This window comes from uncultured Stenotrophomonas sp. (assembly GCF_963519925.1).
Classification (GTDB): Bacteria; Pseudomonadota; Gammaproteobacteria; order Xanthomonadales; family Xanthomonadaceae; genus Stenotrophomonas; species Stenotrophomonas maltophilia_AE.
The window spans coordinates 1-15,156 of the sequence record NZ_CAUQPH010000089.1 but is presented as its reverse complement, the minus strand read 5'-3'; the positions used below and the strand labels follow the sequence as shown (position 1 = coordinate 15,156).

Here is a 15,156-nt window from a genome sequence, read left to right as displayed (position 1 = left end):
GGGCCACGGGGGGGGGCGGCCCGGGGTTTCCGGCGCCAGGGCCCGCGCGGCCCCCGGAACCCTGGGCCGGGCCCGGGGGCCCCCCCCCGGGCCGCCCCCCGGGCCCGTGCAGGCCTTCGATCTCGACCAGCAACTCCGCCCGGCACACCTCGGCGTGCAGCACCACGAACGCCGGGGAACCTGGCAGCCCGGCCATCCGCGCGGCAATCGCCGGCAGGTCTTCAGCGCGGCGCACATACACCTTCAGCAGCGATCCGGCGCCCAACGTCGCCGGCAGCTCCGGCCGCTGCAGGCGCGCAGCATCCACCAGGCTCTGCAGGTTGGTCAGCGTCTCGTCCAGCTGTTCGGCCACCGACCCGGTGTGCTGGGAGACATGCCCGACGATGGCCGCCGTGCCCGACTGCAGCAGGGGCAGGCCGGTAGCGGTCGGCGGCAGCAGCGCGCGCGAGAAGCTGGGCGACTGCGGGCCGTACTGGCGCGGGTAACGGAACGCGCTGACCTGGCGCGGGTTCTCCAGCGGCAGGCCCGGTTCGCGCGCGGCCAGCCAGTACACCTGCAACCGGCGCACGCCGTCGAAGCGGCCGATGCAGGTGGCGGCCGGCAACGCTGCCTCGTCCAGCTCGCGCAGCCCGCGCACGCGGCCCACGCAGAAGCGCCGGTAACGCTCCTGGTCGCCTTCGCCTTCAGTCACCGCGTCGAGGTAATTCCAGGTCCGCAGCAGATGCGGGTACCCGCAGTCGGCGAGGAAGCCACTCAGCTGCGAATAGGCATCGGCCGCGGCTGATTCGATATCGTCCTCGACTTCGTCGATCTCGATCGCTCCGAACAGCACCGTGTCATTGGCCGACCAGCGCACCCCTGCGCGCACGCCGTGCCGTACCGGCGTCGCGCCCTGCCAGACCTCGATCTGCGCCGGGCCCTGTTCGGCCAGCGGCACGCACAGCCAGCGCGGGTCGTCGCTGGCCGGGGCCGGGGCGGAAAAGCCGAACACGGCCAGGGTAAGCGGGTCGGCCAGGGCAGCGTCCCGGGCCGCGGCCGGGGCGTAGAACGCACGGAACAGCGCGGGGTTTACCGATGGAGTGGAGACCTGCGCGGCCGCTACGCTGTGGATCGTGCTACTCATTTCAGATTGTGAAAGCTGCCAGTGCCAAGGGTGTCATGATAGCGTGCGCTCCTTTCGCGGCGTGCCCCGGCACGCCGGTCGATGTCCAATACAGGCGCGTATGATCGAGTTCTCAGTTGTGGATTGGTCGGCCTGGGCACCGGGACTGACCACGAAATCGGAGTGGCAGGCGTGGGCGCAGGCGCCGACACTGCCCGCGGGTCCCGACACGCCGGCATTGCCGGAAGTGCCGGCCATGCAGCGTCGCCGCATCGAGCGCCTGGGCCGGATGGCCATCCAGGCCGCCTGCTGGTGCGAACAAGCCGACGATGTGGGCCAGGTCCCGCTGGTGTTCGCTTCCCGCCACGGTGACGTGGCGCGGTCGATGGAACTGCTGGATACCCTGCGCCAGGACACCGCGATGTCACCCACCGCCTTCGGGCTGTCGGTGCACAACGCCGTGGCCGCCCTGTACTCGATCGCACGCGGGCAACGCGGCAACTACCTGGCCCTGGCCGGGGGCCGCGGCACGGTGGAGGCCGCCTGCGTGGAAGCCTTCGGCCTGCTCGCCGATGGCGCGCCGGAAGTGCGCGTGGTCGCCTATGAGTCGCCGCTGCCGGCGGTGTATGCCGGCTTCGCCGACGAACCCGACCCGTTCTTCGCCTGGTGCTGGCGGCTGGCCCGCGCCGATGCCCCGGGCACCCGGCTGTCGCTGGGCTGGGGCAAGGGCGGGCAGGACAGCCCGGCCGGCGCGCTGCCGCACAGCCTGGACGCGCTGCGCTTTCTGTTGTCCGGCGAGCCGGGCCTGCAGTTCCAGGCCGATGGCCAGCAGTGGACCTGGCAGCGCCATGGCTGAGCGCTGGCAGGCCCGCCTCGACCACGCCTGGCGCGTGGTCGGTACCGGTCTCAGTTTCGCCGTCTTCGGGATCGGCGGGCTGCTGCTGGGCGGGCTGCTGTTGCCGCTCCTGCTGCTGATCCGGCATACCGCCCGGCGCCGCCGCCTGGCACGCCGGCTGGTCCAATTCAGTTTCGCCAGCCACATCGCCCTGATGCGCGGGCTGGGGGTGATGACCTACGAGATCCACGGCGCCGAGCGCCTGCGCCGTAACGGCCTGCTGATCCTGGCCAACCACCCCACGCTGATCGACGTGGTCCTGCTGATCGCGCAGTTGCCCAACGCCGATTGCGTCGTCAAGCAGGCGGTCGCGCGCAACCCGTTCATGCGCGGGCCGGTCCGGGCCGCCGGGTACGTGTCCAACAGCGACGGCGCGGGGCTGATCGACGACTGCATCGCCGCGGTACGGGCGGGGGGCAACCTGGTGATCTTCCCCGAGGGCACCCGGACCGTGCCGGGCCAGCCGCTGCACCTGCAGCGCGGGGCCGCCAACATCGCGGTGCGGGGCCAGCTCGACATCACCCCGGTCCGGATAACCTGCCGGCCGCTCACGCTGACCAAGGGCCAGAAATGGTATCGTGTGCCATCACGTCGTTTTCACGTTCAGCTGGAAGTCGGGGACGATATCCCGATCGACCCTTTCCTGACCGGGGCAGACGGCACGCCCAGGGGGGATGCCTTGGCGGCCCGGCGCGTGACCGATCACCTTGCCCACTACTTTGACTTTGCTGGAGACCCAAGCCGTGCAGGCACTTGAGCACGAGATCAAGGAATTGATCATTTCATCGCTTTCATTGGAAGACATCGCTCCAGAGGACATCGACGCCGAGGCGCCCCTGTTCGTGGAGGGCCTGGGCCTTGATTCGATCGATGCGCTCGAACTTGGATTGGCCCTGCAGAAAAAGTACGGTGTCAGCCTGTCCGCCGATTCGGAAGAAACCCGTCGCCATTTTTCCAGCGTGCGTGCATTGAGCGACTTCGTCGCCGCACGCCAGCCGTCGTAACGGCGCGTCAGGATTTGCCATGACCAAGAACGAACTTTTCGATCGCATCGTCAAGATCCTCAAGGACAGCTTTGAGATCGAGCCGGTGCGGATCACCCCCCAGGCCCGTCTGTACGACGACCTGGACATCGACAGCATCGATGCGGTCGACCTGATCGTGCAGCTCAAGCCACTGCTCGGCCGCAACCTGCAGCCTGAAGCGTTCAAGTCGGTACGCACCGTGCAGGACATCGTCGATGTCGTGCATGGCCTGCTGCCCGGGCAAGCGGCCGCCTGACGGCCGCCGCTGAAGGTCGACCATGGTCCGGGTGCGGGTCGCGGCGTTTGCGGTGCTGTCGCTGGCGTACCCGCTGGTGGTGTACCTGTCGCTGGGCCGCTTCGAACCGCGCTGGATGGCGCTGCTCCTGTTCGCGCTGGCCGCCCTGCGCGCGCTGACCACCCGCCAACCGGTGTGGTGGGCCGCCGCCCTCGGTGCCGGCCTGCTGGCGCTGCTGGCGACTGCGTTCAACCAGACCTTGCCGTTGAAGCTGTACCCGGCGCTGGTCAATGCGGTGATGCTGGTGATCTTCGCCACCAGCCTGCGCTTCCCGCCCAGCGCGGTGGAGCGGCTGGCACGGTTGACCGAGCCGGACCTGCCGCCGTTCGCCGTGGTCTATACCCGCCGCGTCACCCAGGTGTGGTGCGGCTTTTTCGTTCTCAACGGGGCCCTGGCCCTGGTCACGGCGTTCTGGGCCTCCAACCAGGTCTGGGCGCTCTACAACGGATTGTTGGCCTACGTGATGATGGGTGTCCTGTTTGGTGGTGAATGGCTGGTGCGGCGGCGGGTGAAGGCGGCGCACGCGCATGGCTGAGTGGATCGCGCTGGACCGGTTGGCCCTGGCACCGCAGCCCGACCGCATCGTCGGCATCGACACCGAGGGCCGCGGTGTCGACCACGCGGAATTCCGCACCCGGGTGCTGGGCTGGCAACAGGCGTTCGCCGCCGCGCCGGGCCGCGACTGGGCGCTGTATTTCGACGACACCCTGGCTTTTGCCGCCGCGCTCTTCGGCGCGTGGCATGCGGGCAAGCGCGTGTTCCTGGGCGGCGACAGCCTCCCGGCCACCCTCGACGGGCTGGGCCCTCGCGTGGACGGGTTCGCCGGTGACGTACCCGCCCGATATGCCCCGTTGCAGCCCCTCGACGCCGCGCCTCCGGACACCGTGCTGGCGGCGCTGGACGAGGATGCGCTGGAACTGGTGGTGTTCACCTCCGGCAGCACCGGCGCGCCCAGCGCGATCAGCAAGCGCATGCGCCAGCTGACCCGCGAGGTCGATGCGCTGCAGGCCGCCTTCGGCGAACAGCTCGACGGCGCGCAGGTCCACGGCACCGTCTCGCACCAGCATATCTACGGCCTGCTGTTCCGCGTGCTGTGGCCGTTGGCCGCGGGCCGGGCGATCCAGCCGCGCCGCTTCTTCCACGAAGACCTGGTCAGCGCGCTGGCACGGCAGCCGTCGGTGCTGGTCGCCACCCCGGCCCATCTCAAGCGCCTGCCGGAACAGCTGGACTGGTCGTCGTTGGACGGCCGCCTGCGCGCGGTGTTTTCCTCCGGCGGCCCGCTGCCCAGCGAGGCCGCACTGCAGGCGCGCGCGCTGCTCGGCGTGGCGCCCACCGAAGTGTTCGGCAGCAGCGAGACCGGCGGCATCGCCTGGCGCCGCTGGAGCGCGGAGCAGCCGCAGTGGCATCCTCTGCCCGGCGTGTCCTGGCGCATCGAGGACGGTTGCCTGTCGGTAGCGTCGCCGCACCTGGCCGATGCGGCGTGGTGGCAGACCCAGGACCGCGTGGAGGCCGATGCCGGGCGCAGTTTCCGCCTGCTCGGGCGGGCCGACCGGATCGTCAAGATCGAAGAGCGGCGGGTGTCGCTCGACGCACTGGAACAGCACCTGCGCGCGCACCCGCAGGTGCGGGACGTGCGCGTGCTGGTGCTGCCCGGGGCGCGCGAACAGCTGGCCGCCGTCGTGGTGCCGCAGGCTGCTGGCGTGGCGCAGTGGACCGACGCGCAGCGACGCCAGCAGGCGCAGGCGCTGGGCGCGCACCTGGCGCAGAGCCATGACGCGGTGACCCGGCCGCGGCGCTGGCGCTTCATCGAGGAGCTGCCGTATAACGCGCAGGGAAAGGTCACCGCGTCGTCGCTCGAAGCGCTGTTCCGGCCGCTGCTGCCGGTGGCGCAGTGGCAGCAGCGCGATGCGGACGCCGCGCTGCTGCTGCTGCCGCTGGACCCGGAGCTGATCGCCTTCGACGGGCACTTCCCGCAGGCGAAGATCCTGCCCGGTGTGGTCCAGCTGGACTGGGCCATCCACTTCGCGCGCGACGTGTTCAGCATGCCGCCGCGCTTCGAGCGGATGGATGCCTTGAAATTCCAGCACGTGGCGCGTCCGGGCGACCGCCTGCAGCTGACCCTGGGCTGGGATGCGCCGAAATCCGTGCTGAGCTTCCGCTATGTGTCCGACCATGGCGTGCATGCCAGCGGTCGGGTGGTGTTCGGCGATGCATGAGCTGTCTTCCGCGCCGGCACTTTCCACGCTGGTGGTGATTCCGGTCTACGACCACGAACATGCCATCGGCGCGGTGGTGCAGGGCGTGCGTGCCAGTGGACTGCCCTGCCTGCTGGTGGATGACGGTTCGCACCCGACCTGCGCGCAGGTACTGCAGGCCCTGGCGCAGGCGCACCCGGACCAGGTCGCCTTGCTGCGCCTGGAGGTGAACCAGGGCAAGGGCGGCGCCATGCTGGCCGGGTTCGCCGAAGCGGCGCGGCGCGGGTACTCGCACGTGCTGCAGATCGATGCCGATGGCCAGCACGATCCCGGCGACATCCCGCGCTTCCAGGCGCTGGCGACGCAGCATCCGCAGGCGGTGATCTGCGGCATTCCGGCCTACGACGAGAGCGTGCCCAAGGCGCGCCTGTACGGCCGTTACGCCACCCACATCTGGGTCTGGATCAACACCCTGTCGCTGCGGATCCGCGATTCGATGTGCGGCTTCCGCCTGTATCCGCTGGCCCCGGTCACCCGCCTGGTCGGCGAAGAAACCATCGGCCGGCGCATGGATTTCGACAGCGAGATCCTGGTGCGGCTGTTCTGGCGCAACGTGGCGGTGATCAGCGTGCCCACCCGGGTCACCTATCCCAGCGACGGCGTGTCGCACTTCGATGTGTGGCGCGACAACGTGCGCATCAGCCGCATGCACACCCGGCTGTTCTTCGGCATGCTGCGGCGCGCGCCGCGCCTGCTGTGGCGCCGCGTCACGGGGACCGCAGCGGCATGAACGCGCCGGCGCCGGCCAACGCCCCGCACTGGGCCGACCTGGGCGAAAGCACCTCGGCCGCCGGGGTGCTGTTCCTGTGCTGGGTGCACCGCTGGTTCGGCCGCTGGCCGTTCCGCCTGTGCGTGTACCCGGTGGTGCTGTGCAACTGGCTGGGCAACCGGGTGGCGCGCCGCGCCTCGCTGCAGTACCTGCAGCGGCTGCAGGCGCACACCGGCGTGCTTGGCGGCACGCCGGGGCGCTGGACCAGCCTGAAGCACTTCGCGCTGTTCGCCGATACCCTGCTGGACAAGCTGCTCGGCCTGGGCGGGCGCTATCCGCCCGAGCGTATCCACCTGCAGCGCGACCTGATGCTGGAAAAGATCGCGCGTCGCGAAGGCGGGTTGATCCTGACCGCGCACATCGGCTGCCTGGAACTGTGCCAGGTGCTGGCCGAGCAGGTGCCCGGCTTCCACATCACCGTGCTGGTGCACACCGCCCACGCGCAGCGCTTCAACCGGCTGATGCAACGGCTGGACCCGCTGGCCTCGGTGGAGCTGATGCAGGTCACCGACATGGGCCCGGCCACCGCCGTGGAACTGCAGCGGCGGGTGCAGGCGGGCGGCTTCGTGGCCATCGTCGGCGACCGCGTGCCGCTGCGCGGCGGGCGCACCGTGCCGGCGCCGTTCCTCGGCCACACCGCGCAGTTCCCGATCGGTGCCTACGTGCTCGCCTCCGCGCTGGCATGCCCGGTCTACACCATGGCCTGCCTGCATGAGGGCAAGGGCTACCGCGTGCGCTTCGAACACTTCAGCGACCGCATCATCCTGCCGCGCGGCTCGCGCGATGCGGCGCTGACCGCGCAGGCCGAACATTTCGCCCGGTGGCTGGAACAGCAGGTCACCGAAGCCCCCTTGGACTGGTTCAACTTCTTCCCCTTCTGGGATCAGGCATCTCATGGCACGTAATGCAGGCTCCACCCCGGCCCGGACCCTCCGCTTCGGCGATGCGCCGCTGACCATCGAAGACGTGGTCGCGCTGTCGCAGCGCCAGGCCGACGCCGTGGTCAGCGACGACCCGGCGTTCACCGCGCGCATCCAGCGCGGTGCCGATTTCCTCGACCGCCTGCTGCGGGAAGACGGGGTGATCTACGGCGTGACCACCGGCTATGGTGATTCGTGCACGGTCAACATTCCGCCGGCGCTGGTGGCCGAACTGCCGCACCACCTGTTCACCTACCACGGCTGCGGCCTGGGTCGTTTCCTGGACGAACAGGAAACCCGCGCGGTGATCGCCGCGCGCCTGGCCTCGCTGGTGCGCGGCATGTCCGGGGTCAGCCATCCGCTGCTGCAGGGCCTGGCCACCCTGCTGCGCCACGACGTGCTGCCGTTGATTCCGGCCGAAGGTTCGGTCGGCGCCAGTGGCGACCTCACTCCGCTGTCCTACGTGGCCGCCGTGCTGTGTGGCGAACGCGAAGTGATGTACCAGGGGGCACGCCGCCCGGCCGCCGAAGTGCTGGCCGAGATCGGCATGGCGCCGCTGCGGCTGCGGCCCAAGGAAGGCCTGGCGATCATGAACGGCACCGCGGTGATGACCGCGCTGGCCTGCCTGGCCTACGACCGCGCTGACTATCTCACCAAGCTCGCCACGCGCCTGACCGCGTTCAACGTGCTGGCCAGCGATGGCAATGCGCACCACTTCGACGAGATGCTGTTCGCGGCCAAGCCGCACCCGGGCCAGATGCAGATCGCCGCGCGCCTGCGCGAGGACCTGCACAGCGACCGCCCGCCGCGCAACGAACAGCGCCTGCAGGACCGCTACTCGCTGCGCTGCGCCCCGCACGTGATCGGCGTGGTGCAGGATGCGCTGCCGTTCCTGCGCCAGTTCATCGAAACCGAACTCAACAGCGCCAACGACAATCCGCTGATCGACGCCGACGGCGAACGCATCCTGCACGGCGGCCACTTCTATGGTGGCCACATCGCGTTCGCGATGGATGCGCTGAAGAACACCATCGCCAACCTGGCCGACCTGCTCGACCGCCAGCTGGCGCTGGTGGTGGATGCACGCTTCAACCACGGCCTGCCGGCCAACCTCTCGGCCTCCACCGGTGAGCGTGCGCCGATCAACCACGGCCTGAAGGCGCTGCAGATCAGCGTCTCGGCGTGGACCGCCGAAGCGCTCAAGCAGACCATGCCGGCCTCGGTGTTCTCGCGTTCCACCGAATGCCACAACCAGGACAAGGTCAGCATGGGCACCATCGCCGCGCGCGACTGCCTGCGCGTGATCGAGCTGACCGAACAGGTGGTGGCCGGCATGCTGATCGCCGCGCGCCAAGGCGTGGCGCTGCGCGAACGCGTCGGCATGAACGCCACCCTGCACGGCGACCTCGCCGCCATGTACCAGGACCTGTGCGGACGCATCGCGCTGGTGGAGGAGGATCGCGCACTGGATGGCGAGCTGCGCGGGCTGCTCGACGATATCCGTGGCCAGCGCTGGAGCCTGTATGACCGCCCCTGACCTGAGCCTGGAGGTCGCGCTGTCGCCGACCTTCCACGACTGCGACCCGATGCACGTGGTCTGGCACGGCAACTACTTCAAGTACTTCGAAGTGGCGCGCTGCGCGCTGCTGCAGCGCTACGACTACGACTACCCGCAGATGCGCGATTCCGGCTACATCTGGCCGGTGGTCGATGCGCGCGTGAAGTACATCCGTCCGCTGCTGTACGGCCAGGCGCTGCGCGTGCGCGCCACCATCACCGAGTGGGAAAACCGCTTGAAGATCGCCTACGAGATCCTCGACGCGGGCAGCGGCAAGGTGCTCACCCGCGCCCACACCATCCAGGTCGCGGTCGACGCGGCCACCAACGAAATGCTGTACCTGTGCCCCTCGGTGCTGTGGGAACGGCTGGGAGTAGACGCGCCATGAACCGATTCCTGCGCACGCTGGGCGTGCTGACGCTGCTGTTCGTGGCCGTGCCGGCGTTTTCCGCCCCAACGGCGGACGTGGACCTGGTCAAGCAGCGCGTGGCCAAGGTCAACGTGCTGCGTGGCGAGTTCAGCCAGGACAAGCAGGTGGCCGGGTTCAAGAACCCGCTGCGCTCGCAGGGCCGCTTCGTGCTGGCCCAGGACCGTGGCGTGATCTGGACCACGCTCAAGCCGTTCCCGTCCGAAGTGGTGGTCACCCGCGACCGCATCCTCAGCCGCCAGCGCGACGGCAGCAGCCGGGTCGAGCTCGACGGCCGCCAGCAGCCCGCGATGCGCTCGGTCAACGCGATCATGTTCGCGCTGATGAGCGGTGATGCGCAGGCGCTGTCGGCGCAGTTCACCGTCAAGGTCGACGCACTGCCCGACAACGGCTGGCGCATGCACCTCACCCCGCGCTCGCCGATGCTGGCCAAGGTGTTCAGCGCGCTGGAACTGAGCGGCGACCGCTATGTGCGCGAGGTGCAGATCACCGAAGCCAACCAGGACGTCACCCGCATCCACTTCGCCGCCCTGAGCGAAACCCCGGCGCAGCTCAGCGCCGACGAGGGCCGCCGGTTTGAATGAGTCGTTGAACTCGGCCTGGCGCGAGAACGGGCGGTTGCAGCGCGCCTGGCGCTGGCTGGCGGTGGCCTGGCTGCTGGTGCTGGTCGGGCTGGGCCTGCAGCAGTGGCAGCTGTGGTCGACCGAAGCGCGGATCGACACCGACATCCTCGCGCTGCTGCCACAGGACGCGCACGATCGCCTGCTGTCCGACGTCACCCGGCGCATCGCCGACGCGAATTCGCGTCAGGTCGTGGTGCTGCTCGGCAGCACCGACGCTGCCCAGACCAAAGCCGCAGAAGCCGCCTTCCGCGCCACCATCACCCCACCAGATACCACCGTAGAGCGGGGCTCTGCCCCGCTGCACGCACACCCGGACCGCCCGGCGGCGCAGAGCCCCGCGCTACAGGAAAGCGGCTCGATCGAAGGCTGGTTCGACCAGGCGCGCGCCTTCTACGCGCCCTACCGCGATCGCCTGCTGACCGACCAGCAGCGCCAGCGCCTGCAGCAGGACTCCCCGGAAAGCCTTTCCGAATCCGCGCTCGCCGCGCTGTACGGCCCGATGGGCGCCCCGCGCCTTACCGACTGGCGCCAGGACCCGCTGTCGCTGTGGCCGCAGTGGTGGCAGGAACGCGCCCTCGGCTCCGGCCTGCGCATGGGCGACGACGGCCTGCTCGAAGCCGATGGCAAGCACTGGTCGGTGATCCAGTACGAAACCACCGGCTCGGCGTTCCAGCTCGATGGCGAACGCCACATCGACCTGCTGCTCGATGCCGCCACCGCGGCCGCCACGAAACATGCGCCGGGGCTGGAAGTGCTGCGCGCGGGCGTGCCGCTGCACGCCGAAGCCGCGGCCGTGCAGGCCAACCGGGAAATCAACACCATCGGCTGGGGTTCGCTGGCCGCCGTGCTGCTGCTGGTCTGGCTGGCGTTCCGCTCGCTGCGCCCGATCCTGCTGGTGGCCGCGTCGCTGCTGATCGGTTGCGGGGTCGCGCTGGCGGTCACCGTGCTGGTGTTCGGCAAGGTCCACGTGCTCACCCTGGTGTTCGGCGCCTCGCTGGTCGGCGTGGCCGAGGACTACGGCATCCACTGGTTCGCCTCGCGCCAGGCCGAACCGGCCGACCGCCGCTGGAAACTGCTGCGACACCTGCTGCCCGGCCTGTGGCTGGCGCTGCTGACCAGCGCGCTGGCCTATCTCGCGCTGGGCCTGGCGCCGTTCCCGGGCCTGCGCCAGATGGCGCTGTTCTCGGTAGTCGGCCTGGCCGCCGCGTTCCTGACCGTGATCTTCTGGTTCCCCTGGCTGGACGGCGGCGAAATCCGCAGCACGCGTTTCGCGCGCTGGCTGGGCGCCACCCTGGAGCGCTGGCCGCGCCTGCAGGGACGCCGCCCGGTCGGGTTGTTCCTGGGCGTGGTGGTGGTGCTGTCGGCGGCAGGCATCTGGCGGCTGCAGGCCGATGACAACCTGCGCAGCCTGCAGTCCTCGCCGATGGCGCTGATCAACCAGCAGATCCGCATCAGCCAGATGCTGGGCATGCCCAGTCCGGCGCAGTTCTACCTGGTGCAGGGCGACAACGCCGAACAGGTGCTGGAACGCGAGGAAGCGCTGGTCGCGCGCCTGCGCGTGCTGTCGGCGGACAAACAGATCGGCGGCTACCGCGCCATCAGCGACTGGCTGCCGTCGGTGCAGCGCCAGCGCGCCGATGCCGCGCTGACCGCGCGCGTCGAGCCGAGGGTGCTGGCCGCCGTGGGCGAGGCCGTGGGCGAACCGCTGCAGCGCCCGGACTACGCCGCGCAGGAGCTTCAGGCCGAGGCCTTCCTCGCGTCCCCGGCGGCCATGCCGTTCCGCCACCTGTGGCTGGGCGAAGTAGGGCAGGGCATGGCCTCGGTGGTGATGGTCGACGACCTCTCGCGCGCCGATGCGCTGACCCTGCTGGAAGCGCAGGCCAAGGGTATCGACGGCGTGCGCTGGGTCGACCGCACCGCCGATTTCTCCGCGCTGCTCAAGCATTACCGCAAGCTGATGAGCGCGCTGCTGCTGGTCGGCATCGTGCTGGTGTTCGCGGTGCTGTACTGGCGCTACCGCGCGCAGGCATGGCGGGTGTTCGCCCCCACGCTGGCGGCCGGCGCGCTCACCCTGGGCCTGCTTGGCCTGTTCGGGCAGCCGCTGCAGCTGTTCAACGTACTGGCGCTGATGCTGCTGCTGGGCATGGGCATCGACTACGGCATCTTCCTGATCGAACACCGGGGCGATGCCAGCGCCTGGTTGGCGGTGTGCGTGGGCGCGGCCAGTACCTGGCTCTCGTTCGGCCTGCTGGGCCTGTCGGCCACGCCGGCGCTGCGCGCGTTCGGCCTCACCCTGCTGTTCGGCATCGGCCTGGTCTGGCTGATCTCGCCCCTGTTCCGTCCACCGCCCCACGACGCACCGCACTGAGCGACCGCGCCGGCCCCACTTTCCCTTGATCAAGGATGTATCGATGAATGCTGCACTGGAAACAACCGAAATCCTGGTGATCGGCGCAGGTCCCGCCGGGTCGGTCGCCGCCGCCATGCTGCGCCGGCAGGGTCGCCAGGTACTGATGCTGGAGCGCCAGCAGTTCCCGCGCTTCTCCATCGGCGAGAGCCTGCTGCCGCAGAGCATGGAATACATCGAAGCGGCCGGGCTGCTGCAGGACGTGGTCCAGGCCGGTTTCCAGTACAAGAACGGCGCGGCCTTCGTGCGCGGCGACCGCACCACCGAGTTCGATTTCCGCGACAAGTTCTCGCCGGGCTGGGGCACCACCTACCAGGTGCAGCGCGCCAACTTCGACGACGTGCTGGCGCGCGGTGCTGAACGCATGGGCACCACCCTGCGCTTCGGCGATGAAGTGCTCTCGGTCGAGCCCGGCAGCCCGGCGCGCGTGCAGGTGCGCCGCCCGGATGGCAGCGAATACACCATCGAAGCCGGCTTCATCCTCGATGCCAGCGGTTTCGCCCGCCTGCTGCCGCGCCTGCTCAACCTCGAGTCGCCGTCGAACTTCCCGGTGCGTGGCGCGATCTTCTGCCACGTGCGCGACCACATCCCGGCCGACGCCAACTTCGACCGCAACAAGATCCTGATCACCACCCATCCCGAGCACGTGGACGTGTGGTACTGGACCATCCCGTTCTCCAACGGCTGCTGTTCGCTGGGCGTGGTGGCCGAACCGAGCTTCTTCGAGAAGTACCCCGGCACCGACCTGGAGAAGCTGCAGGCCATCGTCGGCGAAGACCCGAACCTGACCCGCCTGCTGAAGAACGCCGAATGGGCGGTGCTGCCGGTACGTACCATCACCGGCTATTCGGCCAACGTCAGTTCGCTGTGGGGTGAGGGCTACGCGCTGCTGGGCAACGCCGGCGAGTTCCTCGACCCGGTGTTTTCCTCGGGCGTGACCATCGCCTTCAAGTCCGCGCAGCTGGCCAGCGACTGCCTGGCGCGCCGCCATGCCGGCGAGCAGGTTGACTGGGAACGCGAGTTCGCCGTGCCGCTGCGCGCCGGGGTGAAGACCTTCCGCCGCTTCGTCGAAGCCTGGTACGCCGGTGGTTTCCAGAAGATCATCTATCACCCCGATCCGCAGCCCGACGTGCGCCGCATGATCTCCTCGATCCTGGCCGGCTATGCATGGGACACCAACAACCCGTACGTGGCCGATGACAGCGGCCGTCGCCTGCGGGTGCTGGAGGAACTGTGCACCGGCTGATCCTGACCCTGCTGCTGGGCGTGCTGCTGGCCGCCTGCGCCAGCACCCGCATGGCAGCGCCGCTGGTGCAGCTGCCGAACCTGCAGCTGGCGCCGTCGGCGCTGGCCGAGCCGCTGCAGCTGCAGCAGCGCCTGCAGTTCCGCTTCGGCAGCCACGAGCGCGAGCTGGACGCGCTGCTCGAAGCCGATGGCGGGCAGGTGCGGCTGGCGGTGCAGGCGATGGGCCAGACCGGCGTGCGCATGGTCTGGGACGGACATACCCTGGAACAGACCCGCGCCCCTTGGCTGCCGCCACAGGTGCGCGGCGAGCGCGTGCTGGACGACCTTCAGTTCGCGCTGTGGCCGGCCGATGCCATCCGGGCCGCATTGCCGGCAGACTGGCGCCTGGTGGAGGCCGACGGTGGCCGCCGCCTGGAGCAGGCGGGCAAGGCATGGTTGGTGCTTGAACCGCTGGGCGACGGGCAGGTGCGGCTGCGCAACCTGGCAGAAGGCTATGAACTGGTGATCGAATCGTTGGACATGGGACAGGCACGACAGTGAGCAGTACTGCGGTATATCTGAACGAGCTGGGCGTGATCTGTGCGCTGGGCAGCGGGCGCGCTCAGGTGCGCGACGGCCTCTTCGCCGACCAGCCCGGCGGCCTGCGCGACAACGACCAGATCCTCGCCGGCCGGACCCTGGCCCTGGGCGAAGTGACTGCGCCCTTGCCCGACCTGTCGGCGCTGCCGGTCGCCCTGCGCGGGCGCAACAATGCGCTGCTGGAAGCGGCGCTGCAGCAGATCCGCCCGGCGGTGGATGCCGCCGTGGCCCGCCATGGGGCCGACCGCGTCGCGGTGATCATCGGCACCAGCACCTCCGGCATCGGTGAATCCGAGGGCGCGCTGCGCCTGCAGGCCGACGAAGGCCGCTGGCCCGACGATTTCGATTACGCCCAGCAGGAAATGGGGACCTCGGCGCGTTTCGTGCGCGAACGCATCGGCAGCCTGGGCCCGGCCTGGACGATCTCCACCGCGTGTTCGTCCAGTGCCAAGGCGCTGATGTCCGCCGCGCGCCTGCTGCGCAGTGGCGTTGTCGACGCAGTGGTCGCCGGCGGCGCCGATTCGTTGTGCCGCTTCACCGTGGCCGGTTTCAGCGCGCTCGAGTCGGTGTCGGCGGCGCGCTGCAATCCGTTCTCGCGGCATCGCAACGGCATCAACATCGGCGAGGGCGCGGCGCTGTTCCTGATGACCCGCGAGCCCGGGCCGGTGCGCCTGTCCGGCTGGGGCGAGTCGTCCGACGCCCACCACATGTCCGCGCCGGACCCGCAGGCGCGTGGCGCGATCGATGCCATGCAGCAGGCGCTGGAGCGCGCCGGGCTGGTACCCGGGCAGGTCGATTACGTGAACCTGCACGGCACCGCCACCGGCCACAACGACGCCATGGAAAGCCTGGCGGTGGCCAGCGTGCTGGGCCCGCAGGTGCCGGCCAGCTCGACCAAACCGCTCACCGGGCACACCCTGGGTGCGTCCGGGGCAATCGAAGCGGCGCTGTGCTGGCTGACGTTGGCCGACAATCCCGACCAGCAGCTGCCCACGCACTGGTGGGATGGCCAGGTCGACGACGCGCTGCCGGCGCTGGCGCTGGTCGCGCCGGGCG

At 69.8% G+C, this 15,156-nt stretch carries 16 protein-coding genes; 15 read left to right on the top strand and 1 reads right to left on the bottom strand.

Annotated features, from left to right (window positions below):
• A partial coding sequence (locus tag RWO33_RS14315) for a hypothetical protein (RefSeq protein WP_314105732.1) occupies positions 1-1,123 on the bottom strand: 1,123 nt, incomplete at its 3' end.
• 100 nt (positions 1,124-1,223) lie between these two features.
• Here RWO33_RS14315 and RWO33_RS14310 point away from each other — a divergent pair.
• The 15 genes from RWO33_RS14310 to RWO33_RS14240 all read left to right on the top strand — a co-directional run.
• Positions 1,224-1,958 (top strand): beta-ketoacyl synthase chain length factor, encoded by a 735-nt coding sequence (locus RWO33_RS14310; protein ID WP_314105731.1) that lies wholly within the window; start codon positions 1,224-1,226, stop codon positions 1,956-1,958.
• The gene (locus RWO33_RS14305) at positions 1,951-2,754 is read left to right on the top strand and encodes a lysophospholipid acyltransferase family protein (RefSeq protein ID WP_314105729.1); all 804 of its coding nucleotides are present in this window, start codon (positions 1,951-1,953) and stop codon (positions 2,752-2,754) included. Before RWO33_RS14310 ends, RWO33_RS14305 begins: the two co-directional genes overlap by 8 nt.
• Positions 2,741-3,001: a phosphopantetheine-binding protein gene (locus tag RWO33_RS14300; protein WP_145478668.1), complete on the top strand. Its 261-nt coding sequence runs from the start codon at positions 2,741-2,743 to the stop codon at positions 2,999-3,001. The genes RWO33_RS14305 and RWO33_RS14300 overlap by 14 nt, the downstream gene beginning before the upstream one ends.
• A 19-nt stretch (positions 3,002-3,020) precedes the next feature.
• The gene (locus RWO33_RS14295) at positions 3,021-3,278 is read left to right on the top strand and encodes an acyl carrier protein (RefSeq protein WP_102946213.1); all 258 of its coding nucleotides are present in this window, start codon (positions 3,021-3,023) and stop codon (positions 3,276-3,278) included.
• Between the two features lie 22 nt (positions 3,279-3,300).
• Positions 3,301-3,852, top strand: coding sequence for a hypothetical protein (locus RWO33_RS14290; protein ID WP_314105724.1), 552 nt, complete (start codon positions 3,301-3,303; stop codon positions 3,850-3,852).
• Entirely contained in the window at positions 3,845-5,533 is a 1,689-nt protein-coding gene (locus RWO33_RS14285) for an AMP-binding protein (RefSeq protein ID WP_314105722.1), read from the top strand. The genes RWO33_RS14290 and RWO33_RS14285 overlap by 8 nt, the downstream gene beginning before the upstream one ends.
• Complete coding sequence (locus tag RWO33_RS14280; RefSeq protein WP_314105720.1) at positions 5,526-6,302, top strand: glycosyltransferase family 2 protein; 777 nt, start codon at positions 5,526-5,528, stop codon at positions 6,300-6,302. The genes RWO33_RS14285 and RWO33_RS14280 overlap by 8 nt, the downstream gene beginning before the upstream one ends.
• Entirely contained in the window at positions 6,299-7,246 is a 948-nt protein-coding gene (locus RWO33_RS14275) for an acyltransferase (RefSeq protein ID WP_314105718.1), read from the top strand. Before RWO33_RS14280 ends, RWO33_RS14275 begins: the two co-directional genes overlap by 4 nt.
• Complete coding sequence (locus tag RWO33_RS14270; RefSeq protein WP_314105717.1) at positions 7,236-8,798, top strand: aromatic amino acid ammonia-lyase; 1,563 nt, start codon at positions 7,236-7,238, stop codon at positions 8,796-8,798. Before RWO33_RS14275 ends, RWO33_RS14270 begins: the two co-directional genes overlap by 11 nt.
• Positions 8,785-9,207: an acyl-CoA thioesterase gene (locus RWO33_RS14265; RefSeq protein WP_145478679.1), complete on the top strand. Its 423-nt coding sequence runs from the start codon at positions 8,785-8,787 to the stop codon at positions 9,205-9,207. Before RWO33_RS14270 ends, RWO33_RS14265 begins: the two co-directional genes overlap by 14 nt.
• Positions 9,204-9,830 carry an outer membrane lipoprotein carrier protein LolA gene (locus tag RWO33_RS14260; protein ID WP_314105715.1) on the top strand — a complete coding sequence of 209 codons (627 nt, stop codon included), beginning with the start codon at positions 9,204-9,206 and terminating at the stop codon, positions 9,828-9,830. The genes RWO33_RS14265 and RWO33_RS14260 overlap by 4 nt, the downstream gene beginning before the upstream one ends.
• Positions 9,823-12,237, top strand: coding sequence for an MMPL family transporter (locus tag RWO33_RS14255; protein WP_314105713.1), 2,415 nt, complete (start codon positions 9,823-9,825; stop codon positions 12,235-12,237). Before RWO33_RS14260 ends, RWO33_RS14255 begins: the two co-directional genes overlap by 8 nt.
• A gap of 43 nt (positions 12,238-12,280) precedes the next feature.
• The gene (locus RWO33_RS14250; protein ID WP_314105711.1) at positions 12,281-13,522 is read left to right on the top strand and encodes an NAD(P)/FAD-dependent oxidoreductase; all 1,242 of its coding nucleotides are present in this window, start codon (positions 12,281-12,283) and stop codon (positions 13,520-13,522) included.
• Entirely contained in the window at positions 13,510-14,061 is a 552-nt protein-coding gene (locus RWO33_RS14245) for a DUF3261 domain-containing protein (protein WP_314105709.1), read from the top strand. The genes RWO33_RS14250 and RWO33_RS14245 overlap by 13 nt, the downstream gene beginning before the upstream one ends.
• The coding region (locus RWO33_RS14240) for a beta-ketoacyl-[acyl-carrier-protein] synthase family protein (protein ID WP_314105707.1) at positions 14,058-15,156 on the top strand (1,099 nt) is incomplete at its 3' end. The genes RWO33_RS14245 and RWO33_RS14240, both read left to right, overlap by 4 nt.